At 50.0% G+C, this 24,659-nt stretch carries 24 protein-coding genes; 18 read left to right on the top strand and 6 right to left on the bottom strand.

Features of this window, described 5'->3' with window-relative positions:
• The 5 genes from FPG75_RS17085 (at position 1) to FPG75_RS17065 (ending at position 4,541) form a co-directional block, all read left to right on the top strand.
• Positions 1-462 carry a regulatory protein RecX gene (locus FPG75_RS17085; protein ID WP_143308155.1) on the top strand — a complete coding sequence of 154 codons (462 nt, stop codon included), beginning with the start codon at positions 1-3 and terminating at the stop codon, positions 460-462.
• Between the two features lie 64 nt (positions 463-526).
• Complete coding sequence (locus FPG75_RS17080) at positions 527-1,324, top strand: amidohydrolase (RefSeq protein WP_143308153.1); 798 nt, start codon at positions 527-529, stop codon at positions 1,322-1,324.
• On the top strand, positions 1,324-1,713 hold the full coding sequence (gene gloA2 / locus FPG75_RS17075) for an SMU1112c/YaeR family gloxylase I-like metalloprotein (protein WP_143308151.1): 390 nt from the start codon (positions 1,324-1,326) through the stop codon (positions 1,711-1,713). Before FPG75_RS17080 ends, gloA2 begins: the two co-directional genes overlap by 1 nt.
• Before the next feature lie 11 nt (positions 1,714-1,724).
• Entirely contained in the window at positions 1,725-2,822 is a 1,098-nt protein-coding gene (gene nagA / locus FPG75_RS17070; RefSeq protein ID WP_143308149.1) for an N-acetylglucosamine-6-phosphate deacetylase, read from the top strand.
• A gap of 39 nt (positions 2,823-2,861) precedes the next feature.
• Positions 2,862-4,541: an ArnT family glycosyltransferase gene (locus tag FPG75_RS17065; RefSeq protein WP_143308146.1), complete on the top strand. Its 1,680-nt coding sequence runs from the start codon at positions 2,862-2,864 to the stop codon at positions 4,539-4,541.
• Positions 4,542-4,606: 65 nt separating this feature from the next.
• On the opposite strand, the gene thiL is transcribed toward FPG75_RS17065, so the two are convergent.
• Together thiL and FPG75_RS17055 are read right to left on the bottom strand one after the other, a co-directional pair.
• Entirely contained in the window at positions 4,607-5,641 is a 1,035-nt protein-coding gene (gene thiL, locus FPG75_RS17060; RefSeq protein ID WP_143308144.1) for a thiamine-phosphate kinase, read from the bottom strand.
• Between the two features lie 5 nt (positions 5,642-5,646).
• Positions 5,647-6,417, bottom strand: coding sequence for an inositol monophosphatase family protein (locus FPG75_RS17055; RefSeq protein ID WP_143308142.1), 771 nt, complete (start codon positions 6,415-6,417; stop codon positions 5,647-5,649).
• 207 nt (positions 6,418-6,624) lie between these two features.
• Between FPG75_RS17055 and FPG75_RS17050 the strand changes: the two genes are divergently transcribed.
• Together FPG75_RS17050 and FPG75_RS17045 are read left to right on the top strand one after the other, a co-directional pair.
• The gene (locus tag FPG75_RS17050) at positions 6,625-8,169 is read left to right on the top strand and encodes a GH3 family domain-containing protein (protein ID WP_143308141.1); all 1,545 of its coding nucleotides are present in this window, start codon (positions 6,625-6,627) and stop codon (positions 8,167-8,169) included.
• Positions 8,166-8,804, top strand: a complete 639-nt coding sequence (locus FPG75_RS17045; RefSeq protein ID WP_143308139.1) for a LysE family translocator — start codon at positions 8,166-8,168, stop codon at positions 8,802-8,804. Before FPG75_RS17050 ends, FPG75_RS17045 begins: the two co-directional genes overlap by 4 nt.
• 46 nt (positions 8,805-8,850) lie before the next feature.
• Here FPG75_RS17045 and FPG75_RS17040 read toward each other — a convergent pair whose 3' ends face one another.
• Entirely contained in the window at positions 8,851-9,885 is a 1,035-nt protein-coding gene (locus FPG75_RS17040; protein ID WP_143308137.1) for a 2-oxoacid:ferredoxin oxidoreductase subunit beta, read from the bottom strand.
• 61 nt (positions 9,886-9,946) lie between these two features.
• Positions 9,947-10,291 (bottom strand): carboxymuconolactone decarboxylase family protein, encoded by a 345-nt coding sequence (locus tag FPG75_RS17035; RefSeq protein ID WP_143308135.1) that lies wholly within the window; start codon positions 10,289-10,291, stop codon positions 9,947-9,949.
• A 236-nt stretch (positions 10,292-10,527) separates the two neighbouring features.
• Here FPG75_RS17035 and FPG75_RS17030 point away from each other — a divergent pair, with 236 nt between their 5' ends.
• Complete coding sequence (locus FPG75_RS17030) at positions 10,528-12,750, top strand: transferrin receptor-like dimerization domain-containing protein (protein ID WP_143308133.1); 2,223 nt, start codon at positions 10,528-10,530, stop codon at positions 12,748-12,750.
• 82 nt (positions 12,751-12,832) lie between these two features.
• Here FPG75_RS17030 and FPG75_RS17025 read toward each other — a convergent pair whose 3' ends face one another.
• Complete coding sequence (locus tag FPG75_RS17025) at positions 12,833-14,572, bottom strand: N-acetylmuramoyl-L-alanine amidase (protein ID WP_161596834.1); 1,740 nt, start codon at positions 14,570-14,572, stop codon at positions 12,833-12,835.
• 97 nt (positions 14,573-14,669) lie between these two features.
• Positions 14,670-16,463: an acyl-CoA dehydrogenase family protein gene (locus tag FPG75_RS17020; protein WP_143308129.1), complete on the bottom strand. Its 1,794-nt coding sequence runs from the start codon at positions 16,461-16,463 to the stop codon at positions 14,670-14,672.
• Positions 16,464-16,593: 130 nt separating this feature from the next.
• Between FPG75_RS17020 and FPG75_RS17015 the strand changes: the two genes are divergently transcribed.
• The 10 genes from FPG75_RS17015 (at position 16,594) to FPG75_RS16970 (ending at position 24,620) form a co-directional block, all read left to right on the top strand.
• On the top strand, positions 16,594-17,394 hold the full coding sequence (locus tag FPG75_RS17015; RefSeq protein WP_143308127.1) for an alpha/beta fold hydrolase: 801 nt from the start codon (positions 16,594-16,596) through the stop codon (positions 17,392-17,394).
• A gap of 5 nt (positions 17,395-17,399) precedes the next feature.
• The gene (locus FPG75_RS17010) at positions 17,400-18,542 is read left to right on the top strand and encodes a glycosyltransferase (protein ID WP_143308125.1); all 1,143 of its coding nucleotides are present in this window, start codon (positions 17,400-17,402) and stop codon (positions 18,540-18,542) included.
• Between the two features lie 7 nt (positions 18,543-18,549).
• Positions 18,550-19,680: an ABC transporter permease gene (locus FPG75_RS17005; RefSeq protein WP_143308123.1), complete on the top strand. Its 1,131-nt coding sequence runs from the start codon at positions 18,550-18,552 to the stop codon at positions 19,678-19,680.
• A 49-nt stretch (positions 19,681-19,729) separates the two neighbouring features.
• Positions 19,730-20,161, top strand: a complete 432-nt coding sequence (locus tag FPG75_RS17000) for a hypothetical protein (RefSeq protein ID WP_143308121.1) — start codon at positions 19,730-19,732, stop codon at positions 20,159-20,161.
• Positions 20,162-20,391: 230 nt separating this feature from the next.
• Positions 20,392-21,507, top strand: a complete 1,116-nt coding sequence (locus FPG75_RS16995) for a glycosyltransferase (protein WP_143308119.1) — start codon at positions 20,392-20,394, stop codon at positions 21,505-21,507.
• 30 nt (positions 21,508-21,537) lie between these two features.
• Positions 21,538-21,885: a gliding motility protein GldC gene (gene gldC, locus FPG75_RS16990; RefSeq protein WP_143308117.1), complete on the top strand. Its 348-nt coding sequence runs from the start codon at positions 21,538-21,540 to the stop codon at positions 21,883-21,885.
• Between the two features lie 18 nt (positions 21,886-21,903).
• Entirely contained in the window at positions 21,904-22,353 is a 450-nt protein-coding gene (locus FPG75_RS16985) for a GatB/YqeY domain-containing protein (protein ID WP_143308115.1), read from the top strand.
• Between the two features lie 83 nt (positions 22,354-22,436).
• Positions 22,437-22,979 carry a CvpA family protein gene (locus FPG75_RS16980; protein ID WP_143308113.1) on the top strand — a complete coding sequence of 181 codons (543 nt, stop codon included), beginning with the start codon at positions 22,437-22,439 and terminating at the stop codon, positions 22,977-22,979.
• A gap of 71 nt (positions 22,980-23,050) precedes the next feature.
• Positions 23,051-23,839, top strand: a complete 789-nt coding sequence (locus tag FPG75_RS16975) for an alpha/beta fold hydrolase (RefSeq protein ID WP_143308111.1) — start codon at positions 23,051-23,053, stop codon at positions 23,837-23,839.
• Positions 23,840-23,957: 118 nt separating this feature from the next.
• The gene (locus tag FPG75_RS16970; protein ID WP_161596833.1) at positions 23,958-24,620 is read left to right on the top strand and encodes a CBS domain-containing protein; all 663 of its coding nucleotides are present in this window, start codon (positions 23,958-23,960) and stop codon (positions 24,618-24,620) included.
• Positions 24,621-24,659: the final 39 nt, after the last annotated feature.

The raw sequence follows: 24,659 nt of genomic DNA, 5'->3' as shown, positions 1-24,659 counted from the left end.
ATGCTGCAACAAGCGATTGAAAAGCTGCGCCAGTACTGCGCTTACCAGGAACGCTGCCACCAGGAGGTGAAATACAAATGCCTGGAGCTGGGGATCCGTGGCCCCGAAGCAGAGGAGGCCATCGCGCTGTTGATAGCTGATAATTTCATCAACGAAGAGCGCTATGCGAAAGCCTTTGCCGGCGGCAAGTTCCGCATGAAGCAATGGGGCCGGAAAAAGATACAGGCAGCGCTGAAACAAAAACAGGTATCTGCCTATTGTATCAAAAAAGGGATGGAAGAGATCGATGAAGAAGATTATTTCGCTACCCTGCTGAAAATCGCAGCGAAGAAATATGAGTCGGTTCATGAGGCGCAGCCCTACAAAAGAAAATACAAAACGGCCCAATACCTGCTACAGCGGGGCTTTGAGCAAGAGCTTATCCAGGAGGCGCTTGAACAAATCGCAAATAATGAGGAATAAGCAGCACATAATTTGAAAAGTTTCTAACGGTGCAGGCTGTAAATTTGTTTCACAATTTTCAACGATGTCAGATTTAAAGGTAACACTGATACAGACGCAATTACATTGGGAAGATATCGCCGCCAATCTCCGCATGTTCGATGAAAAGATCGACCGCATCGGGGAGCGTACGGAAGTAGTTTTTTTACCGGAGATGTTCAGTACCGGCTTCAGCATGGCGCCGGAGCGCCTCGCCGAAACCATGGATGGCAGCGCCGTTCAGTGGATGAAGAAAAAAGCTGCTGAAAAGAATATCATCCTTACCGGAAGTCTGATCATCGAAGAAAACGGCCAATACCTCAACCGCCTGATCTGGATGCTGCCCAACGGCACTTTCGGCACCTACGACAAACGCCATCTCTTTGGCTATGCCGGCGAACAGGAGCACTACCACCCCGGCAGCAAGCGCCTGATCGCACAGGTGAAAGGCTGGAAAATAAATCTCAACATCTGCTATGATATGCGCTTCCCGGTATGGGCGCGCAATACCATCCTGCCGGAAACCGGCGCCCCTGCCTACGACCTGCTGGTATACGTTGCCAACTGGCCCGAAAGAAGGAATACCGCCTGGAACACCCTGCTGCAGGCCCGCGCCATCGAAAACCAATGCTTTGCGATCGGCGTAAACCGCGTAGGCAACGATGGCAATAACATCTATCATAGCGGAGAAACCAGTCTCATCGACCCTATGGGCGAAATCATCTACCGTAAATCTCACGACGAAGATATTTTTACGTATACCCTTCAACGTGAGCGACTGGATGAAGTGAGAAAAAATATTCCTTTCCTCAAAGACGCCGATGCGTTCACCATCCTGGGCTGATGCTGAAAGCGATCCACCATATTGCTATTATCTGCTCTGATTATCAACGTAGCAAACAGTTCTATACGGAAGTATTGGGGCTGACCATCATTCAGGAAGTATACCGCGCCGAGCGCGACTCCTGGAAGCTGGACCTGGCGCTGGACGGGCATTACGTGATAGAACTTTTTTCCTTCCCTGCTCCTCCGGAGCGTGTAAGCCGGCCCGAAGCCCGCGGGCTGCGGCACCTGGCGTTTGTTGTCGACGATATCGACAAGGCCGTGGTACAACTCAACAGCAAAGGCGTAGCAACAGAGCCTGTGCGCATTGATCCGTATACAAATCAGCGATTTACTTTTTTTGCTGATCCTGATGGATTACCTTTAGAGTTATACGAAGTACCCGCCTAAACTTTATTGACATGCCCACTGCGTACGTAAATGCCCGTGTTTTCACTGGAGAACAGCTGTTGGAAGATCATGCCGTGATCTCGGATCAGGGCCGTATCACTGATGTAGTGCCCGCCGCCACACTGCCTGCCGGCCTCGATACAATTGACCTGCAAGGCGCTTTCATGGCCCCGGCGCTGATCGATTTACAGATCTATGGCGGCAATGGCAAACTGTTTTCGCTCTATCCTGATGTGGAAGCACTCACCGCTATTTATGAATACAGCAAGGCCGGTGGCGCCGCTTACTTTATGCCTACCGTGGCTACTATTTCATCCGATATTATGTTGAAGGCCATAGAGGCCGTAAGGGAATACTGGGCACAGGGCCTCCCCGGCGTGCTGGGACTGCACCTGGAAGGGCCTTTCATCAATCCCGTCAAGAAAGGCGCTCACCTGTCGCAATATATCCGCACGCCTGCGCAAGAAGATATCGACTGGATACTTGAAAACGGCAGCGATGTGGTGAAGATGATCACCCTGGCGCCAGAATGCTGCGATCCCGCACTGGTAGCGCAATTGCGGGAGGCTGGCATCACCGTGTTTGCTGGCCATAGCAACGCTACTTACGCACAGGCCTATACGTCGTTTAACGAAGGCGTGCATCATGCTACCCATCTTTTCAATGCTATGTCGCCGCTGGAAAGCCGTGCTCCTGGCCTGGTAGGGGCGGTTTACGATCACCCGCAGGTATATGCCAGCGTGGTGGCGGATGGCATACACGTAGATTTTGCGTCTATCCGTATCAGCAAAAAGATCATGGGCCAGCGTCTTTTCCTCATCACAGATGCCGTGGAAGAGAACCACGAAGGCCATTATATTTATATCCGGGAGAAAGACCGCTATGTAAGCGGTACGGGTGTTTTGTCCGGCTCCTGCCTTACCATGTTGCAGGCAGTGCGCAACTGTGTGAAGAATGAGGTGTGCAGCATCCGCGAAGCATTGCGTATGGCATCGCTGTATCCCGCAAGGGCATTGGGCCTCGACGACCGTCTGGGGCGCATCGCTGCCGGCTGTGAAGCTGTTTTTCTTGTCATGCCCAAAAACGGTGAAACAGTAGTTTACTCTTAATAGCAGTATCTTCGCAGGATTAATCATTGTGTTTTACGAATGGATGCTATAAAGCGCTTCTTTATAAAAAATCAGTACAAAAACCTTTTTCTGCTCGGCTGGCTGGTGCTGGGCCTTCTACAGGCCTGCTTTTCAGAGCTCTGGGATGATGAGGCGTATTATTGGGTGTACTCCCGGCATATGGACTGGGGTTACTTCGATCATCCTCCCATAATCGCACTGATGATCAAAGCCGGTTACAGCATCTTCCACAACGAGCTGGGGGTAAGGTTCTTCGTGGTGATCGTGAATACGCTCACCCTCTGGGTAACGGCGAAGCTGCTGGCTTCGAAGGACAATAAACTTTTCTACCTGATCATCGGCTCCATGGGCGCCATGCAGATAGGCGGTATCCTGGCGGTACCGGATGTGCCGCTGATCTTCTTTGCCGCATTATATTTCTGGGCATACCGCACTTTCCTTGCTGAACAGAACTGGCGTAATACGCTGCTGCTGGGCATCTCCATGGCCCTGATGTTTTACAGTAAATATCATGGCGTGCTGCTGGTGTTCTTCACGGTGGTCTCTAACATCAACCTGTTGCGGGTTTTCAAGTTCTATATTGCCTGCATCATCACTACCATCCTGTTCCTGCCGCATATCTACTGGCAGTACACGCATGGTTTCCCTTCCCTGCAATACCATCTGGTAGACCGTAACGCGTCTTCCTATGATATCAGCTACACGCTGGATTATCTAGCGGGGCAGCTGTTGCTCTTTGGTCCGCTGCTGGGATGGCTCATTCTCTATTATGCTTTCCGCTGCCCGATACAGAATACTTTTGAGCGTGCGCTGAAAGTAAATCTCATCGGGGTACTGGTATTTTTTATGATCAGTACCTTCAAAGGCAGGGTGGAGGCCAATTGGACGGTGATGCTGTTTACGCCTGCCGTGATCCTCGCACATCAGGCTATTGTGAGAAAAGGATTCTCCCAGAAAATATTATTGTACACCTTACCGGTATCGCTATTGCTGGTGCTGGTAACGCGCGTATATATGATATGGGATTTCATGCCGCAGTTCGAGATCAGGCCGGAGATACACCATAACAAAGAGTGGACCGCGAAGATCGCCGCCCGTGCGGAAGGCAAGCCAGTGGTGTTTTTGAACAGTTACCAGTTGCCGTCAAAGTACATGTTCTATACCGGCGGATTATCGTATAGCCTCAATACGAGGTATGCGCGCAGAAGCCAATATAATTTCTGGGATACGGAGAAGGAATTATGGAGAAAACCGGCGATGATCGTATTTGAGCCAGGGGCGGGCATTCCCGTAAGCGACAGTATCAAAACCCATCGTGCCAACTGGGACTATTATATGATGCCGGCATACTATTCTTATTCATTGATACAGCTGAAACCCGCCATGCTGAAGATAAAGGCGCACCGGGGCGAACATGTGAACGTGTTCCTGCAACCGCAGAACGGTTATCGCCAGCCTATTCCGATCGATTGGAAAAATGAGCCGGTGCTGGGATACGGGTTTACAAAGAAAGAGGAAATGTTCCCGCCGGTGAAATCCACACTCACGCTGGAAAGGGCCATGGTAAGGCGTTTGATCAGCCTGGAAGTGGTGATGCCCGACAAGCCCGGTGATTATCAGTTGAAATTCTGCGTATTTGCGGGTGAACTTCCACCCACGCATAATAGTCCTACTATAAAGGTAACCGTGGAGAAATAATTTAGGGATTTTTTGATTTACGGATTTAAATCAAAAAATCCGTAAATCCGTAAATCAAAAAATATCTATTGCTTGAAGGCATTCCAGCCTTGTGAAACCAGCTTGAACTTATTGCCTCCTTTGGTGAGGATGTGTACTCCTTCGGAGATATCGGCCATGTAGCCGATTACGCTGATCTGCTCATTCAGCACGATTTTATCGTAGTCCTGTTGTTTCATGGTGAAGAGCAGCTCATAGTCTTCGCCGCCGCTCAATGCGCAGGCGGTGGGGTCGAGACCGAATTTGAGCGCCATTTCGCGGCTTTCCTGGGCCACGGGAATTTTATCTTCATAGATGACGGCGCCGAGGTTGCTCTGTTTGCAGAGGTGGAGTACTTCGGAGCTGAGGCCATCGCTCACGTCCATCATGGCGGTGGGCACGATCTCGCTTTCGTGGAGGAAGTCGATGATATCTTTTCTGGCTTCCGGCTTGAGCAGGCGGCCGATGATATAGGTTTGATTTTCGAGATCGGGGGAGAGAGAAGGATTTTCCAGGAAGATCTTTTTCTCTCTTTCGAGGAGGGTGAGGCCGAGATAAGCTGCGCCAAGATCGCCTGAAACGCAGATCAGGTCGCCTTTTTGGGCGGTAGATCTTTTCACGAACTGGTCGGGCGTTACTTCACCGATAGCGGTAATGCTGATGATCAGACCTTTTTGTGAGTTGCTGGTATCGCCGCCCACAAGGTCAACGCCATATTTTTCGCAGGCGGCATATATGCCTTCATAAAATTCGTCGAGGGCTTCCAGTGAGAAGCGGTTGGAGAATGCGATGCTGACGGTGATCTGCGTTGGCGTAGCATTCATGGCGTAGATATCTGAAAGGTTCACCACCACTGATTTGTAGCCCAGGTGTTTGAGGGGCGTGTACATCAGGTCGAAGTGGATGCCTTCCACGAGCATATCGGTGCTGATCACGGTTTGTTTGCCGAAATGGTCGATAACGGCGGCATCATCGCCGATACCTAATACGGTACTGGCGTTTTGTATTTCTACGTTGCGGGTGAGATGGTCTATCAGGCCAAATTCACCGAGGTCGTTTATTTCAGTTCTTTCTTGTTCCACAATAATTATTTACCATTTACCAGGTTGGCCAGTGGTTCATGGATATGACCATTGGTAGCCAGGATTGTTTGTTGATAAGGAGAATATTTTCCGCCGTTAAAGTCGGTTACTTTTCCGCCGGCTTCTTCCACGATGAGATATCCTGCTGCGGCGTCCCAGGCGTGGAGGGCATGTTCATAGAAGCCATCGAAGCGGCCGCAGGCCACCCAGCAGAGGTCTATGGCGGCAGAGCCGAGGCGGCGTATAGGCAGGCCCTGTTTGATAACACGTTCAAATACGGCGAGGGGGCTGTTCACAGAATCTTCCCATTTGTATGCGAAGCCTGTTACCAGGCATGATCTGGCGATATTTGTATTGGAAGATACCTTGATAGGTTTGTCGTTGAGGGTAGCACCTTTACCTTTTTCCGCGATGAACAATTCGTTCATGAAGGGATTGTAAACTGCGCCCAGCACCATTTCTCCGTCTTTCTCCACACCGATGGACACACAGCACAGGGGGATGCCATTGGCAAAATTCACAGTACCATCTATCGGGTCAATGATCCATTTCACCTCGGAGTTCTTCCTGATCTCGCCCACTTCCTCGCTGAGGATAAAGTGGTCTGGAAATGCCTCATGGATGGTGCTGATGATGGCTGCTTCCGATTTTTTATCTACCTCTGTTACGAGATCGTTCAGGGTGCTTTTGCTGCTCACTTCAAAAGGGCCATTAAAATATTGTTGCAGTATTTTTCCGCCGGCTTCTGTAGCTTTGAGTAAAGTTGCTTTTAACATTGGACTAGTAGTTTTTATCCGTACTTGAAGTATGCCGCAAAGGTAGCATGATTTGGGTATTTAGGTATTTAGATATTTTGGTATTTTATTGTGGAATTTATGGATGTGAGAATTTTTGAATTTGTTTGTGAAAAGAACAGCTCTAAATTCACAAATCCGTGAAACCGACAATATTATTCGATATTTTTGCAGTTTAATAGAAAATTAATGGCCATAATAGGTAATCTTATTTCCCGGTCGTTACGGATCAGGAAAAAGTTCACATTTAAGTTAGGAACACCGCGCCAGTACCAGCTTCAGGTGTTACACCGTTTGCTGGAGAAAGCCAAGAACACTGAATTCGGGCGCCATTACCAGTTCCAGGAGATGTTGGATAGCGCCAACTTTATCAGTCAGTATCGTGAGAAAGTACCGGTGCATAATTATACCAAGATGCACAAAGAGTGGTGGTACCGCTGCCTGGAAGGGGAAGCTAACGTGAGTTGGCCGGAGAAGATCAAATATTTTGCCTTGAGCTCCGGTACCTCGGAGTCGGCGAGCAAGCATATCCCTGTTACCCGCGATATGCTCAAAACAGTGAAGAAAGTGGGCGTGAAGCAGCTCTATTCCATGGCTAACTTCAACGTGCCGCCCCGCTCTTTTGAAAAAGGTATCCTCATGCTGGGCGGTACCACTTCGCTTTTCGAGAAAGGCGACTACTACGAAGGCGATATGAGCGGTATCCAGGCGAAGAATATCCCGAAATGGTTCCGCCGTTTCTACAAGCCTGGTGGCAAGATATCCCGCAAACCCAATTGGGAACAGCGTATCAAGCTGATTGTACGTAAGGCCCGGCAATGGGACGTGGGCACCGTATGCGGCGTACCTGCCTGGGTGCAGATCGTGCTGGAAGAGATCATCAAATACCACGGCGTAAAAAATATTCACGAGATATGGCCTAACCTGGCCATTTATATCCATGGCGGCGTATCGTTCGAGCCTTATCGCGAAAGCTTCCAGAAGCTGCTCGGCAAGCCGATCACCTTCATCGAAACGTATATGGCTTCCGAAGGCTCCTTCGGATTCCAGGCCCGCCCCGGCACAAAAGGTATTAAACTGGTACTCAACGCCGGCATCTTCTTCGAATTTATTCCCTTCAACGAAGAGAACTTCGATGCCGATGGCGAAGTGAAACCCAACCCTAAATCTTACATGATCAACGAAGTGGTGGAAGATGTGGAATATGCGGTGATGCTCTCCACCTGCGCCGGCGCCTGGCGTTACCTCATCGGCGACGTTGTGAAATTCACTTCTGTAAAAGAACATGAAATCACGATCGTTGGCCGCACCAAACAGTTCCTCAGCCTCTGCGGAGAGCACATGAGCATCGATAACATGAACAAAGCCATCGATACTGTGCAGAAAAAACTAGGTATCACCGTGAAAGAGTTCACGGTAGCGGGTTTCCCGTACCAGAACCTCTTTGCACACCGCTGGTATATCGGTACCGATAATGTGAATGTGGATGCTGCCAAAGTGCGCGAGATCATCGATCAAACCCTCGCAGAGGTAAACGACGATTACGCCGTAGAACGAACATCTGCCCTCAAAGATGTGTTTGTAGAGATATTGCCTAACGATGTGTTCATCGACTACCTCCGCTACAAAGGCAAGGAAGGCGCCATGAACAAGTTCCCCAGGGTAATGAAAGGCGACAAGCTGAAAGACTGGGAAAAATTCCTCGCAGGAAAAACAGTGAAGCAGCAAGCATGATAGCAGCAATTGTAGCAGGACTCGGATTGGGATTATTTCTGTCGTTATCGGTAGGACCGGTAATATTTGCCATTATCAAATACAGCATCAACAATGGTTTCAAGGCAGGCATCAGTTTCGCGCTGGGTGTGTCTTTGAGCGATATATTCTTTGTATCTGTCGGTAATCTGTCTACCTCTTTCATCAGTGGCCTGGAAGGTTATAACCGTTCTATCGGTATCGGGGGCGGTATCCTGCTGATCTGTATGGGGATTTATGGATTGTTCTTCAAGAAAGTGAAGATCAGTACGGGAGAAGAGAAGCCGGAAATGTTCCGTACGCACGACTATCTGAAGATATGGCTGGCGGGCTTTCTGATGAACACCCTCAACCCGGGTGTGGTGATCTTCTGGTTACCGGTATGTATTGCCTACAGCGCTACGCCGGTGAGCCATCGCCTGGTAATGTATGGAGTATGCCTCAGTCTTGTGTTATCAGCAGATATTCTCAAAGTATTTATATCAGACAAGATCCGTCATAAACTTACCCTCACCAATGTGATCTGGCTCAACCGCGTTGCCGGCGCCAGCATGGTGATCTTCGGCCTCGTGCTGTTGTATAAAGTATTATTTGATGTTGGCACATTAGGCCATTAAGTAATAAAACAAAAAGCCCCGCCAGATGGCGGGGCTTTTTGTTTTATTACTTAATGGTCCAGGTTTCATTCCCTGCGAGCAGCTTATCCAGGTCGCCAGGGCCTCTTTTAGCGATGGCATCGCTTAACTGGGTAGCCATAATATCTTCGTAGGTAGCGCGGTTTACCTGATAGAACACACCGAAAGGCCGCGGAAGATGGCCTTCAATGCGCGCATCGTCGAACATGCGGGTGAGCAACTGCGCTTTATAGAAATCATTTTCATCATGCACCCAGAGGTCGGCGGCGCTGTATTTGCTGCCCAGCTCCACCACTACGGGTTTCAGGCCGTCGAGGCGGATGCCTTTGTTTTTCTGTGCACCAAAGATGAGCGGCTGTCCTTGTTCCAGGAAGATGGTTTCATCTGCCTTGCTGGACTTTTCGGTAAATACCTCAAATGCGCCATCATTGAAGATGTTACAGTTCTGGTATATCTCCAGGAATGACGCGCCTTTGTGGGCGTGGCTGCGTTTCAGCATTTCCTGCAGGTGTTTGGGATCACGGTCCATGCTGCGCGCAATGAAGGTGGCGTCGGCGCCGAGGGCCAGTGCCAGCGGGTTGAACGGGTGATCGATACTGCCGAAAGGCGTGGATTTAGTGACTTTGTTCTCCTCTGACGTAGGCGAATACTGGCCTTTCGTTAAACCATAGATCTGGTTATTGAACAGCATCACGTTCACATCGAAATTGCGGCGTAACAGGTGGATGGTATGGTTACCACCGATAGAGAGGCCGTCGCCATCGCCGGTCACGATCCATACGCTCAATTCCGGGCGGGTAGCCTTGAGGCCAGAGGCAATGGCCGTAGCGCGGCCGTGGATCGAGTGCATGCCATATGTGTTCATGTAATAAGGGAAGCGGGAAGAGCAGCCGATCCCTGATACGATCACAATATTTTCGCGGGGAATACCCAGCGAAGGCATAATGGTCTGAACCTGTTTAAGTATAGAGTAGTCGCCGCAGCCAGGGCACCAGCGCACTTCCTGGTCCGTTGCAAAGTCTTTTGCCGTTAAGGCCTGCGGAGCTATAGTTGCTGTTGACATTTGTATGAATTAATGTAAAATGTAGTCTGTAAAGTTACGACAGATACCTGTAAATAAATGATCACTGTGCCTGCAATTCTTCCCAATACTCGGCTGCACGGCGGGTATGCGGTATTACGATCGTGCCACCCACAATATTGGCCACGGCAAATATCTCATACATTTCTTCCGTGGAAATGCCCTGTTCATGGCACTTTCCGAGGTGGTATTTGATACAGTCGTCGCAGCGCAGCACCATAGAGGCCACCAGCCCCAGCATTTCCTTCGTTCTGGTGCTCAACGCACCTTCGGCATACGTGTTCGTGTCCAGGTTGAACAAACGGTTGATCACCTTGTTCTGCTTGCCCAATATAACTTCATTCATCTTGGCGCGGTAGTCGTTAAACTCCTGTATCGCGTTTGACATATCTATGCTGTTTACAATTAATATTAATGTTTCACAGGGTTAAAGCTATGAAAGGATTTACAAATATAGAGTAATCTACTGGTTAAGTAGACTGTTTGCCCTATAACCTGTATTTATCCTTCATAACAAAAAGTTATTCGTCAATAATCATCCATCAAAAAAGTCTATCATTATGATGGACTATTCGTATCTTGTTTGGATAAAACCCGAATCAACCATCATATCTGGATCTTCTTATGACAAAAAATTATTTCGCCCGCATACTGGCTGTATCGCTCGGTATCAGCGGGTTAGCACATGCGCAGGGGAAGAAAATGCTGGGATTCCCCGACGACCTTGCCAACCGCCAACTCCAGCTGGAAGCCCGTTTCGATCAACAGCTCAGCGCCCGGAACATCGGTGAAACCATCAAGGAACTATCGTCGCAGCCACATCACATCAGCTCGGCCCGCGGCAAAGCCATAGCAGAAGAGATATTGCGCCGCTTCAAAAGCTATGGCTGGGATGCGAATATCGTCACCTACCAGGTGCTATTCCCCATCCCGAAAGAGCGGCAGCTCGAACTCATCAGCCCCACCACCTATAAGGCCGTGCTCAAAGAGCCCGCCCTCAAGGAAGACGCTACCTCCGGCCAGGATGGACAACTGCCCACCTATAACTGCTGGAGCGCTGATGGCGATGTAAATGCAGAACTGGTATTCGTGAACTATGGCCTCCCCGAAGATTATGAATACCTCGAGCGTGCAGGCGTAAGCGTGAAAGGCAAGATCGTGATTGCCAAATACGGCCATTCCTGGAGAGGCATCAAACCCAAAGTGGCACAGGAACACGGCGCCATCGGTTGCCTCATCTACTCCGATCCCAAAGACGACGGCTACTATAACGGTGACGTATATCCGAAAGGGCCGTATAAAAATGAATATGGCGTACAGCGTGGCTCTATCATGGATATGGTCATCTATCCCGGCGATCCGCTTACACCCGATGTTGGCGCTACGGCCGATGCCAAAAGGCTCGACCGGCAAGCGGCTACCAACCTCCTCAAGATCCCCGTACTGCCTATCAGCTATCACGATGCCGAACCGCTGCTCAAGGCGCTTGAAGGCCCCGTGGCGCCCGACGACTGGCGCGGCGCACTGCCCATCACTTACCACATCGGGCCGGGAAAAGCCAAAGTGCATCTGAAACTGGCGTTCGACTGGCAAATACGCCCCTGCTATGATGTGATCGCGAAACTGAAGGGCAGCGAACTGCCCGACCAGTGGGTGATCCGTGGCAACCACCACGATGCCTGGGTAAATGGCGCAGCCGATCCGATCAGCGGTCTTGCGGCACTCCTTGAAGAGGCCAAAGCCATCGGCGCCCTCGCCAAAGACGGATACCGCCCTCGCCGCACCTTGGTATATTGCGCCTGGGATGGCGAAGAGCCCGGCCTGCTCGGCTCCACCGAATGGGTGGAAGATCATGCTGCCGAATTGCAACAAAAGGCAGTGGTATATATCAACTCCGATGGCAATGGCCGCGGATTCCTCGGTGCCAGCGGCTCCCATGCCCTGGAAACGCTTGTCAATGAAGTAGGTCGCGAAGTGATTGATCCGCAAACTAAAGTGAACGTAGTGGCCCGCAAACAGGCCCTCGACGTATTCCGCGCCGCCACACCTAAGCAGAAAAAAGAAAAACTCGCGAAGCAAGGCATCGCCATCGGCGCCATGGGCTCCGGTTCCGATTACTCTTCTTTCCTGCAACACCTCGGTGTGCCATCGCTGGATTTCGGCTATGGCGGCGAAGATCCGGGAGGAGAATATCATTCTATCTACGACTCTTACGACCTGTATCGCCGTTTCAAAGATCCTACTTTCGATTACGGCGTAGCCTTGTCTAAAACTGCCGGCCATACTGCTTTGCGTATAGCCGATGCCGTTACCCTGCCTTTCGACTTCCGCAAACTGTACGAAACCGTGAACGGCTATGTAACAGAACTTACAGAAATGGCCGCCAGCCTGCGCGAATCCACCGCTATCGACAACCAGCTGATACAGGAAAACAAATACCAGCTGGTGACAGATACCGCCAAACACCTGCTGCCACCGGCTCCCAAAGCAGCTGTACCTTACATCGATTTCTCGCCATTGCAAAATGCATTGGTAGCGCTGGACACCGTTACGCAAGCCATCTCCCTTAAAAAGATTGATGGAAAAAACGAACAGGTAAACAAAGCCTTGTTCCAGGCCGAGCAACAGCTGCTTTCCGACAAGGGCCTGCCATCACGCGCATGGTACAAGCACACGCTGTATGCTCCTGGCTTTTACACAGGCTATGGTGTGAAAACTATTCCTGGCGTACGCGAAGCCATTGAGCAACGCAAATGGACAGAGGCGAAAGAACAGATCAGCGTAGCAGCTGCGGCCATCAACAGGCTGGCTGCTTATCTGCAAAAAGAAGTACTGGAAAAAATTTAGAGGATATTAAAATGACTGCGGCAGCAAACTGCGGTTCCGTAAGCCCTTGAAGCGCTCAAAGCGCTTCAAGGGCTTACGCGTTTCAACGACTTTGTATTCCGGCCAGGTAATCTTTCAAGCCCATCACGATCTTCTCCACCATCAGCTGCCGGAAGGCAGGTTCCAGCACTTTCTCTTCATCGGCAGGATTGCTGAGGAAGAGTGTTTCTACCAGCGCATCTGGAAATTCAGTTGGATTATTAAGAATGAAATTGAAGCCGTCGTTGTTGCCAAAATCGTTGAGGCCCGTTTCCAGCAAACGCTTGTGGATAGCGGCACACAGCGGTTCGCAGAAAGGATGTTTATAGTAAGTGGCGGTGCCGTTTACATCTACCGGGTTCACGGAAGAATTGAGGTGGATGCTGAGCAGCAGGTCGGGATCAGCATTGCGGTAATAGGAGAGACGGTCTTCATTGGCTACAAACTGGTCGCTGGTGCGGGTGATGAGCACACGTGCGCCTTCCTTTTCCAGTGCGGATTTCAGCAGCAGGGAAAGCACGAGCGTTAATTGTTTTTCAGAGGAGCCCGTGAGGCCGGAGGCGCCGGGATTACTGCCGCCATGCCCCGGATCGATGCCGATGGTGAGGTTGCGCAGAGACAAATCTGACGGAACACGTTTAACCCTTACCGTTAGCCTGTTGCCTTCGTAGTAAATTTTATATCCCCAGGGAGCGTGTTTCAGTGACAATATCATACGAAACACGTCTGGCGCGGGTTTGCCCCAGGATACCTGCGTAATTTCCCTGGTGTTTTGCATGGCATTGCTCACCGACTGCTCGGCATATACGCCGTGTACATCGATAATGATCTTACCGGGAGATACGATCTGGGTAGATGTGTAGGGCATCTTGTCACTTAATGCGATTGACACATAATCGAATTGCTCGTCTCCCCATATTTTCGCATCTGATACAATGCTGACGGGCAGCTGTTCTTGCGGTATTTCGGTGTCTACGAGCGGTTCGGGAATGAAAGCAGTTTGTCCGGACGACAGGCGCACTTTGTAGTAGTCGTGCTGCTTGCCGATGATGTGCATCAATACGCCTTTATCGAGGTATCCGATCTTTTCCGGCCCCAGGCGGTCGCCTTCGGGGCTGGAGGTAAGATAGGTCATGTTGTCGATGGTGCGCCCGGTGAGTGGTGTTTCACGGTGCATGACGGTATAGCGGTAAGGGCTGTAGAGAGAAGCGGCGTTGCCGTTCGGGAGCCGCAGTTGCACTAACAGCTTGCCATTGAGCAACGAATCTTCAGGCCCTATCACATGTATGCCCGTATAGATGCCCGCTACGCCTGCCTGATCGGCCGGCAGCTCCCGCAGGGGAACATCATCGAACCAGCTAGCCTTGCCACCTGGATAACCTTTCATTTTAATGCGCAGGGTATCGCCTTCAGATAGCTCCACATTGCCTTTTGGGCTGATATCAATATAGTCGATACGGAATGCCGAGGTGGCAATGGGCGCTGGTGGCGGATTATAATAAAAGCTGACGGATTTCGTGTAGGTTTCACCGTTAGGATCGGTGGCGGTGATATTGAAGGTGCTGCGGCCCTGTTGTAAATCTCTCCTCACAGCAAATGCGCCGGTAGTATAAACATGCACAGTGTCGTTGTTGATGGTGATTTTGCAACCGGTGCAGGTACGTCCGGCAATGAATTGTTTGGGGCTGCTGACATTATTTTGTTCTCTGGCAGGCTGGCTCAATCTGACAGAAGCCTGGCTGCTGGCCAGTAAGGGGAAACAGATTACTGCGAAAAGCTGTAGGAAGATTTTTACTGACTGCATTGAATTTTTTGATTTGAAAATTTCCTGATTTACGGATTTGATCTTATTAACATCCTTGTAATCAAATCCATAAATCAGGAAATCCATCAATCAAAAATCAAAAATTATACCTATTGTCTGAGATCAGTTTATCAGCGATCCTTCTGCGGGCATCTTTGGTATTGAGCGGATCGGCTTTGGTAAAGCGTTTGAGGCCGAGGAGCATCATACGTTGTTCATCGCCTTCTGCGAAAGCATTGATCGCGTCTTTACCGGATTTGTTGATACGGTCGGCGGCATCATAGAGATAAACGCGTACCATATCAGCCTGTAGGGCGGCGGCGCTTTCACCTTGTTTTTCGCTGAGCTTGATGAGGCGCAGCAGGGCGCTTTCGGCTACAAAGGTTTCGATGGCCATATCAGCAATATCCATGAGTATCTCCTGTTCATTTTCCAGTTTGGCCATCAGTTTCTGCGCGGCGGCGCCGGCGGTCATGAGGATCGCTTTTTTGAAATTGGCGACTAGCTTCTTCTCTTTGCTGAAGGCGGTTTCATCGTCGCTGCCGAAATCGGGGATGCTCATGAGTTCCTTCATCACGTTCATGGCGGGCGTCATGAGATCGAGTTTGCCTTTGAGCGCGCGTTTGAGCGTCATATCCAGTGTGAGGAGACGATTGATTTCGTTGGTGCCTTCAAAGATGCGGTTGATGCGGGAATCGCGGTAGGCTTTCGATATCACGTATTCATCGCTGAAGCCGTTGCCACCGTGGATTTGCACGCCTTCGTCCACAACAAAGTCGAGCACTTCAGAGCCATTCACTTTCAGGATGGCGCATTCTACTGCATATTCTTCTGCGGCGCCGAGCAATGCTTCATTGAAAGGTTTGCCGGCTGCCAGCAGTTCTTTTTCTTTATCATCGATCAGTTGAGCGGTACGGAACAGGGCGGATTCGGAGGTCCAGGTGCGGATCGCCATTTCTGCCAGTTTATGTTTGATAGCGCCGAAATTGGCGATCGGTTGTTTGAACTGTTCGCGGGTAACGGCGTATTGAACGGAGGTGCCGATGCATTTCTTGGCGGCGCCCAGCGCGGCTGCGCAGAGTTTCAGGCGGCCGATGTTGAGGATGTTGAAAGCGATGAGATGACCTTTACCGATCACGCCCAACACGTTTTCTACAGGTATCTTGGCGTCCTGGAAATAGATCTGGCGGGTAGAAGAGCCTTTGATGCCCATCTTGTGCTCTTCAGGTCCGAGCGTGAATCCGGGCGTACCTTTTTCAACGATGAAGGCAGTGAATTTATCACCGTCTATTTTAGCGAAGACGGTAAATACATCCGCAAACCCCGAGTTGGTGATCCATATCTTCTGGCCGTTCAGTACATAGTGTTTGCCATCTTCGGTGAGTTTGGCGGTGGTTTTGGCGCCGAGGGCATCGGAGCCGGAGCCTGGCTCTGTGAGCGCGTAAGCGCCTTTCATCTCGCCGGTGGCCAGTTTGGGAATATATTTCTGTTTCTGTTCTTCAGTGCCAAAATACAGGATCGGTAATGAGCCGATACCCGTGTGAGCGGCCATCGCTACAGAGAAAGAGTGACCCGCGCCCAGTCCCTCATTGATGATGGTAGCGGTAACGAAGTCTTTACCCAAGCCGCCCAGTTCTTCCGGGAAGGCGGCGCCCAGCAGGCCTTGTTCTCCTGCCTTCTCCAGCAGCGATTGCATCAGGCCCTCTTCCTGTTTGTCAATGCGTTCAAGTATAGGCGTCACTTCTTTGCTGATGAACTGATCGGCCATATCTTTGATCATCAGCTGCTCTTCTGAAAAATCTTCAGGGGTGAACACTTCTTCAGGAGTACTTTCCTTTACCAGGAATTCTGCGCCTTTCAGCGCCGTCTTATTTTCAACTGTTGCGTCCATGTTATCTGAGTTTTGGTAGTTCTGTAATTTAACTAATTAAAGTGAATTAAAGCCACATCAGGAAGGAAGCCGCTTACAGTTTACATTCTCCGAAAAAATTATTTTGCTTATCATTGTTGCCTTTTCGGTTATGCCTGAATTTTATCTGTCATATGAGAAGAGCCGGTTTCACGGCGCCTGTGAAGGTACGGGCGATCAGCTGCTGATCTGCCTGCACGGCTTTGGCGAAACCGCCATGCACTTCCAGCCGCTCACGGCAACTTTAGGCGATACCTTTACCATCGTGGCGCTGGATATGCCGCTCCATGGCGGCACACAATGGAATGAAGGCCGCGCCTTCGAAAAAGAAGACCTGGCCGCCGTGATCCGCATGGTGCTGCAACAACAGGGCAAAGAACGCTACTCACTGCTAGGATATAGCATGGGCGGTCGTTTGGCGCTATGTCTCGTAGAAAAGATGGCGCCGCAGATCAACCACCTGATCCTTGCGGCGGCTGATGGCCTCAGGAACAATCCCTGGCATATGTTTGTTACGCAAACAGGAGTGGGCAACAAAATATTCAAATACAATACGCATCATCCGCAATTATTTTTCGCCCTGTTGAACGGATGGCGCAAACTCGGACTACTCAACCAAAGCGTGTACAAGTTTGCCTTGCACCGCATGGACCAGCCCGAAAAACGGATACAGGTATACGAAATATGGACACTGATGCGCAGGATGATGCCGGATAAAAGATATTGTAAACAACTATTGTCCCGTTATAATATTGCCACGCTGCTGATCTTCGGGAAATACGACCGCGTGATTCCCCCCGTGTTGGGCAAGCGCTTTGCAGATGGATCATTCCCCTGTAAAATGTTGGTACTGGAGAAAGGGCACCAGCTGATATCCGCGCAGCTGGGGCATATCATTAAAAATAATCTATAACCCGGATGCACTTTTTTTTAATTTTATTGATCGGATTGGCGCTGGGCTACGGCGTATTAATGCTGTGGTATAGCCTCGGCTGGAGCCGGATGAAAAAATTCAGCAGTCCGCTGGCGCCATCGGGCAACACGCGCGTAACGGTGATCATCCCCGCGCGCGATGAAGAGCGCAGCCTGCCTCCCTTGCTGGAGGCCTTGCGCCATCAAACCTATCCTGCGCACCTGTTGCAGGTGATCGTGATAGATGATTTCTCTACTGATAATACTGCCGCCATTGTCCGCGATTTCCCGGCAGCTAATATCCAGCTCTTACAGCTCAGCGATCATCTCAACAAATCTGAACGGCTGAATTCCTACAAGAAAAAAGCTATTGAAATAGCAATTTCACAAGCATCCGGCGACCTGATAGTGACTACAGATGCGGATTGTGTGATGGGGCCGCGATGGATAGAGATCATCGTACAATTTTACGAAGCGCGCAAACCCAGGTTCATAGCGGCGCCGGTGAGTTTTTATAAAGAAGATAATTTCTTCAAGAAATTGCAATCGCTGGATTTCATGACCATGCAAGGCATCACCGGAGCGGTGGCGCAGCTGCAATCCGGCACCATGTGCAATGGCGCCAACCTCGCTTATGAAAAGGCTGCATTCCATGATGTGGGCGGTTTTGCAGGGGTTGATAATATCGCCTCCGGCGATGATATGCTGTTGATGTATAAAATTTACAGCGCCTATCCCGATGGCGTGATGTACCTTAAAAATGAAGAAGCAGTGGTGCGCACTTTGCCGGTAGATACGCTGAAAGGCTTTATGAACCAGCGTATCCGCTGGTCGTCGAAGGCGGATAAGTATGAAGATAAACGCCTTACCTGGGTGCTGCTGCTGGTATATCTTTTCAACGTGGGACTGCTGGCAATGGGCGCTGTTGCCCTGTTTGCGCCGGTATGGTGGCCCTGGTTCCTGATATTGATGTTGTTCAAAATCACGCTGGAACTGTATTTCCTGCTGCCGGTAGCACGCTTCTTCAACAAAACAGGATTGCTGGTCTGGTTTATTCCCGGACAAATTTTTCATATTCCTTATATTGTAATCGCCGGCTGGCTGGGGAAGTTTGGTTCCTATGAATGGAAAGGCCGCCAGGTGAACTGATATCATCATGCCTGATACCAAAACCGCGTGGAAGCGGCTGCAACGTAACAAGGGCGCTGTGGCCGGACTGCTGGTGATCACCATCGCCGTGATCATCAGTGTGGTCGCGTATCTGATAGCGCCTGATCCCACACCCGATGCCAACCGTATGGTACTGGAAATAGAAGGGCAACATCCGGGTTTTCGTATAGCCATGCTGGCTATGAAGAAAGAACAGCCCGTGCCCCGTGTATCCTTTTTTCACCGGTTACTTTATGGCCAGGAGTCGGATGTAACGTGGACGCCTGTACGATCCTGGCAATTTGCCGATAGCATACTGATCATTCAGCATTATGCAGATGAAACCACCTCTCAGGAAGAGCGCTATCCGCTGGATGAAATATGGTACGGCCGGAAAACGGCCACCCATGCGCCCTGGGCGCAGCTCCGGGAAAACATCAGCCGGGAGCGGCTTTTCAAACAAACTTATTGGCTGGGCACCGACAAGTTCGGGCGCGATATCCTGAGCCGCCTGTTGGTAGGCACCCGTGTGAGCCTGGGGGTGGGCTGCATTGCCGTGATCATCTCCCTGAGCATCGGTGTGCTCCTGGGCGCGCTGGCAGGCTATTTCGCCGGTCGTACCGACGATGTGATCATGTGGCTCGTGAATGTAGTGTGGTCGATGCCTACGCTGCTTGTGGTATTTGCCCTCACCCTGGCGCTGGGCAAGGGTTTCTGGCAGGTGTTCATTGCGGTGGGCCTCACCATGTGGGTAGGGGTGGCGCGCATTATCCGCGGCCAGATCATGTCGTTGCGGCAGCTGGAATTTGTAGAAGCCGCCAGGGCATTGGGTTATGGCCATCTGCGCATTATCGTGAAACATATTCTGCCCAATATTATGGGGCCGGTGATGGTAGTCGCTGCCGGCAATTTCGCTACCGCTATTGTAGTAGAGGCCGGCCTGAGCTTTTTGGGAGTAGGTGTGCAACCCCCGCAGCCCTCCTGGGGACTGATGATCAAAGAAAACTACAATTTCATTATCACCCATAATCCTTTACTGGCCCTGGCTCCAGGTGTGGCCATCATGCTGCTGGTGCTGGCATTCAACCTGTTAGGCAACGGCCTCCGTGACGCGCTGGATGTGAGAAGTAAAATTTGAATTGCATGTAAAAAAAATATAATTTTATTCCCATCTTATACCGCTTGATATGTTATTGAAAACCTGTCTCACCGGATGCCTGGTATTTACCGTACTCGTATTTGCTTCCTGTAAAAAGAAGAACAGGAAAGATGACCTGGGGTCTACCCAGGAAGAGGCCTTGAAATTTGATTTTGCGGGAGTAGAGGAAGGGGCTTATAACAAAGCGCTGGACAGCACTTTCACGTTCCAGGTGCATATCACTTCCAAAGTGCCAACGGCAGGCGTAGGCACCACATTGAACGTAGTGTCGGACCCGGCGGGCTTTGGCCTTGATCAGGCGGCCGTTCCCAACGATACCGCCGCTACTTTCAGCATCTCGCTCAATCATCTCAAAGAATTGAAAACGTACAAAGTCACCGTGCAGCTGCGCTCCCTGGGCAATACGTCCAATGTGTCCCTGCCCAAGATATTCTACATCACCAACAAGGTAACACCGTAAGAATTTAGGAATGTGAGAATGTGAGGATTTATGAATGTGAGAATTTGAGGGATACTTAGATCCGCCATAAATCCTCACATTCTCACATCCTCACATTCTCACATCCTCACATCCTCACATCCTCACATCCTCACATTCTCACATTCCTAAATTCTCACATCAAATAGCCAAATATTCAAATAACCAAATAACTAAATTGCTTAGGTTTGCAAGCTGGCAAATGAACCTTTATGCAAATTGCAGTTAATGCCGCTTGCCTGCGACAGGACCAGCCTGCGGATACGGGCGCAGTGGCAACACAGATCATCATGTCCATGTGCCGGCAACAGCCGGATCACCATTTTATATTCTTCTTTGACGGAGATGTTCCCGCACATCTCAAGTTACCTTCCAACGTAACGCCAGTGGTGTTGCCGATGAAAGGCAATAAAGGCTGGCACCTTTACTGGTGGCTCGAATGGCAGCTGCCGCGTGCGATGAAGGCCTTCAAGCCGGATTATTTCCTGGGCCTCGATGGTATGTTACCGCAGCGCAGCAAAGTGCCGGCCACGATCCTCATGCGCGATCTCAGTTTCCTGCTCGATGCAGGCCTGCAATCGCCACGGGAACATAAGTTCCTGAAGAAAAATATCATGCACTATCTCTGGAAGGCCAAAAGCATTGGCGTGCTGTCGCACACCGGCGGCAAGGCCCTGCTGGATTATGCGCCCTCGATCGTAGAAAAGCTCTATCGCCTGGAAACCGGTGTGAGCGACCTTTACAAGCCATTGGAATGGGACGAGCGCGAAGCGGTGAAGAAAGAATTTACCGGCGGCGCGGAATATTTCGTGGTAATAGCGGCCATGCATCCACGCAACAATATTACACCGGTGTTCAAAGCTTTTTCTTCCCTGAAGAAAAGGCAGCTTTCGAGCATCAAGCTGGTATTTGCGGGCAGCGCTTATCCCGCGGGCGCCGGCATTGTTGAGGCGATGCAGAGCTTCAAGTTCCGCAACGATGTGGTATGGCTGCCTGATCCCGACGAGGCCACCCTGGCGCGTCTCACCGGCGCTGCCTATGCCATGATATATCCTGTAAGGCTGGATGGTATTGCATTGCCGGTATATGCCGCACAGAAATGCCAGGTGCCCGTGATCGCCATCGAAGGCGCCGCGGCACACGAAGCTGGCGGTGACGCCGTACTGTACTCCGATCCCGCCGATCTCGACGACCTGGTGGATAAAATGAGCCGCTTGTATAAAGATGAACAACTGAGGGCCAGGCTGCTCCTTGACGCAACGCCGCCAGCAACGAAAATCAGCTGGGAATATGCCGCAGAACAGCTCTGGAAGGCCATCACAAAATAATAAGCTATTTTTGCGCTTTAATCGACAATCATGAGTAAAACATCTACCATAAAGATCCAGGTGGGCCTGGACGACAATAAGGTGCCGGAATCAATAGAATGGAGCGCTACAGACAATAAGGAAGACAGGATGATCAAGGCCAAAGCCATGATCGTTTCTTTCTGGGATCAGGCCGAGAAGGCCGCCCTGCGCATCGACCTCTGGACGAAAGATATGATGGTAGACGAAATGGCTGATTTCTTCTATCAAACAATGATGACGATGGCCGATACCTATGTGAGGGCCACGCAATACCATGACCAGGCGGATGAAATGCGCGCATTTGCGAAAGACTTCCTCAAAAAGTTCCAGGAAAAACAAGGTGCTGAAGGAAAATAATCCATTAAACTTAACCATATGTCATTAGAATCAACTGTCAATGCAGGAATAAAAGCGGCGATGCTGGGTAAAAAAGAAGCGGAACTCCGCGCCCTGCGCGCCATTAAGGCGGCCATCCTCGTGGCGAAAACAGCCGAAGGCGCCAGCGGTGAGCTCACCGAAGCCGACGAAACCAAGCTGTTACAGAAAATGGCGAAGCAGCGGAAAGACTCCCTGGAGATCTTCCAACAACAGAACCGCCCTGATCTGGCCGTAAAGGAAGAAGAAGAGCTTGCAGTGATAGAGCAGTTCCTGCCTAAACAGATGACGGAAGCAGAATTACGTGTAGCCCTTTCCGATATCATTGCCTCCACAGGCGCCAGCTCGCCTGCCGATATGGGCAAGGTGATGGGCGTTGCCACCAAGCAACTCGCCGGAAAAGCCGATGGTAAGGCCATTTCGGCTATGGTAAAGGAACTTCTTAAATAATTGACGAATGTGAGGAGGTGAGGATTTGTGGATTGGGACCCAATCAGGAAATTCTCACATCCTCACATGCTCAAATTCTCTTCATGTCGATAGACATCATTTTCGCCATCATCATGGTGTTTGCCATTTACAGAGGCTACACCCGTGGATTGATAGTGGCGGTATTCTCACTTGTTGCAGTGGTGCTCGGGATGATGGCGGCACTCAAACTCAGTACTGTAGCGGCCCTATATGTGCAACAACATTGGGATATGCATTCCCGTTGGCTGCCGGTATTGTGCTTCATATGCCTTTTTGCCGGCGTAGTGCTGTTGGTAAGGCTCGCCGCACGCGCCCTGCAGAAGATGGTAGAAGTGGTATTGTTGGGCTGGCTCAATAAATTGGGGGGAATATTATTGTACAGCGTTATATTTATAATAATTTACAGCGTATTGCTGTGGATGGCCAATCAGCTTTACTGGTTGAGCCCAACAACAAAATTGCAGTCTGTAGTATATCCGTATATCGAGAAAGTAGGCCCCTGGACAGTGGATCATATTGGAATCGTAATGCCCGTTTTCCGGGATATGTTTACCCAACTGCAATCTTTCTTTGAAAAAACAGCACAGCAGCTCCAGGCTGGCTGACACGCTTCAAAGATTATTTAGATTAATAAAAAGAATTATTTTAGCGTAAAATTGACTTTCAAGATTTGGCAATGGATTACGAAATCAAAACACAGGGTAAGTTTAATTTTATAGAAGAAGGAGAGGGCGAGCCACTGTTATTATTGCATGGATTGTTTGGTGCATTGAGTAATTTCTCGCACATGATTGAATACTTCCGTCAGTACAATAAAGTGGTGATCCCGATGTTACCCTTGTATGATTTAAACATCCTGGAAACATCCGTAGGCGGCCTGGCCAAGTTTGTACACAAGTTTGTGGAAGCCAGGGGATATACGAATATCCACCTGCTTGGCAACTCACTGGGAGGTCATGTGGCACTGGTATACCTGCTCAAACATCCCGAGGCGCCTGTTAAATCACTCATCCTTACCGGCAGCTCCGGCTTGTTCGAAAACGGTATGGGCGAAACCTATCCTAAACGTGGCGATTACGAATATATCCGTAAAAAAGCAGAACTCACTTTCTATGATCCGAAAGTGGCTACTAAAGAACTGGTAGATGAAATGTTCGAGATCGTCAACAACCGTCTCAAGGTCATCAAGATCATCACCCTGGCCAAATCCGCCATCCGCCACAATCTTGGCGATGAGCTCCGGGAGATCAAACAACCTACATTACTCATCTGGGGCAATAATGATACTATTACCCCGCCAATGGTGGGTGAAGAGTTCCAGAAACTGATACCTAATTCTGAACTGCAGTTTATCGATAAATGCGGCCATGCACCTATGATGGAAGTACCTGATGAATTTAACAGGATATTGCACGCCTTTCTGGAAAAACTCAAAAGCACTGCACCGGCAGCCGTTAACAACTAATTTACAATAGCGGTATTCACTTGCCCGTATGCGCAAACAACGCATCCGGATAGCAGTACATGGAATTTCTTTTTCTGTTGGAATATTCTTTGCTATTATTGTAGTAAGAATACACGAAATGATTGCCAAAGAACTCATATCCTCATTGCCGATCCTGCATCCCTCCGATACAGGTAGCAAGGCGCTGCGTCTGATGAACGAATATCATCTCACGCAGCTGCCGGTAGTGGTGGATGGCAAGTACGCGGCATTGCTGGAAGAAGATGCTATCCTCGATTGGGAAGATCCGGATGTATTACTGGAATCCACCGATTATGCCTCCGGCCTGAAAGCCGCTATCATGGAGCAGGCGCACCTCTTCGAAGCACTCAAGCTGTTCTACGATTTTAAATTGTCGGCGCTGCCCGTTGTTACCAAAGAAAACGATTACCTGGGCATTATCACAAAAGATAACCTGCTCGCCGCGCTGGCGCAATATAATGGGGTGAAAGAAGCCGGCGGCATCCTCGCACTCGACCTCGACCCCCGCGATTACAGCCTCAGCGAAATCGCGCGCATCGCAGAATCTAACGATGTTTCCATCCTCAGCGTACAAACACTCACAGACCCCGCCACCGGAAAACTGGAAGTGCTGCTGAAAACAAACCGCCAGGAATTACAATCACTGGTGCTTACCTTCGAACGATTTAACTATGTCATCAAATATATCTTCTCCGAAGAGCCCGAAGAAGATCTCGTGAAAAAGAATTACGATCTCCTGATGAACTACATCAGTATGTAATTCTTTATATTTGATCTCATCAATAATTTTTTCACCTAC

This window comes from Chitinophaga vietnamensis, from assembly GCF_902167635.1.
Taxonomy (GTDB): Bacteria; Bacteroidota; Bacteroidia; order Chitinophagales; family Chitinophagaceae; genus Chitinophaga; species Chitinophaga vietnamensis.
The sequence above is the reverse complement of the archived record's forward strand: the minus strand, read 5'-3'. Positions and strand labels throughout refer to the sequence as shown.

Bases quoted from the DNA above. Each gene is read 5' to 3' on its own strand.
- FPG75_RS17015 (WP_143308127.1), top strand. From the start codon at position 16,594: ATGCCTGAATTTTATCTGTCATATGAGAAGAGCCGGTTTCACGGCGCC.
- FPG75_RS17010 (WP_143308125.1), top strand. From the start codon at position 17,400: ATGCACTTTTTTTTAATTTTATTGATCGGATTGGCGCTGGGCTACGGC.
- FPG75_RS17035 (WP_143308135.1), bottom strand. From the start codon at position 10,291: ATGTCAAACGCGATACAGGAGTTTAACGACTACCGCGCCAAGATGAAT.
- gldC (WP_143308117.1), top strand. From the start codon at position 21,538: ATGAGTAAAACATCTACCATAAAGATCCAGGTGGGCCTGGACGACAAT.
- FPG75_RS16975 (WP_143308111.1), top strand. From the start codon at position 23,051: ATGGATTACGAAATCAAAACACAGGGTAAGTTTAATTTTATAGAAGAA.
- FPG75_RS16985 (WP_143308115.1), top strand. From the start codon at position 21,904: ATGTCATTAGAATCAACTGTCAATGCAGGAATAAAAGCGGCGATGCTG.
- FPG75_RS16980 (WP_143308113.1), top strand. From the start codon at position 22,437: ATGTCGATAGACATCATTTTCGCCATCATCATGGTGTTTGCCATTTAC.
- FPG75_RS16970 (WP_161596833.1), top strand. From the start codon at position 23,958: ATGATTGCCAAAGAACTCATATCCTCATTGCCGATCCTGCATCCCTCC.
- FPG75_RS17050 (WP_143308141.1), top strand. From the start codon at position 6,625: ATGGCCATAATAGGTAATCTTATTTCCCGGTCGTTACGGATCAGGAAA.
- gloA2 (WP_143308151.1), top strand. From the start codon at position 1,324: ATGCTGAAAGCGATCCACCATATTGCTATTATCTGCTCTGATTATCAA.
- FPG75_RS17030 (WP_143308133.1), top strand. From the start codon at position 10,528: ATGACAAAAAATTATTTCGCCCGCATACTGGCTGTATCGCTCGGTATC.
- FPG75_RS17045 (WP_143308139.1), top strand. From the start codon at position 8,166: ATGATAGCAGCAATTGTAGCAGGACTCGGATTGGGATTATTTCTGTCG.
- FPG75_RS17005 (WP_143308123.1), top strand. From the start codon at position 18,550: ATGCCTGATACCAAAACCGCGTGGAAGCGGCTGCAACGTAACAAGGGC.
- FPG75_RS17065 (WP_143308146.1), top strand. From the start codon at position 2,862: ATGGATGCTATAAAGCGCTTCTTTATAAAAAATCAGTACAAAAACCTT.
- FPG75_RS17055 (WP_143308142.1), bottom strand. From the start codon at position 6,417: ATGTTAAAAGCAACTTTACTCAAAGCTACAGAAGCCGGCGGAAAAATA.
- FPG75_RS17025 (WP_161596834.1), bottom strand. From the start codon at position 14,572: ATGCAGTCAGTAAAAATCTTCCTACAGCTTTTCGCAGTAATCTGTTTC.
- FPG75_RS17000 (WP_143308121.1), top strand. From the start codon at position 19,730: ATGTTATTGAAAACCTGTCTCACCGGATGCCTGGTATTTACCGTACTC.
- FPG75_RS17040 (WP_143308137.1), bottom strand. From the start codon at position 9,885: ATGTCAACAGCAACTATAGCTCCGCAGGCCTTAACGGCAAAAGACTTT.
- FPG75_RS16995 (WP_143308119.1), top strand. From the start codon at position 20,392: ATGCAAATTGCAGTTAATGCCGCTTGCCTGCGACAGGACCAGCCTGCG.
- FPG75_RS17085 (WP_143308155.1), top strand. From the start codon at position 1: ATGCTGCAACAAGCGATTGAAAAGCTGCGCCAGTACTGCGCTTACCAG.
- nagA (WP_143308149.1), top strand. From the start codon at position 1,725: ATGCCCACTGCGTACGTAAATGCCCGTGTTTTCACTGGAGAACAGCTG.
- FPG75_RS17080 (WP_143308153.1), top strand. From the start codon at position 527: ATGTCAGATTTAAAGGTAACACTGATACAGACGCAATTACATTGGGAA.
- FPG75_RS17020 (WP_143308129.1), bottom strand. From the start codon at position 16,463: ATGGACGCAACAGTTGAAAATAAGACGGCGCTGAAAGGCGCAGAATTC.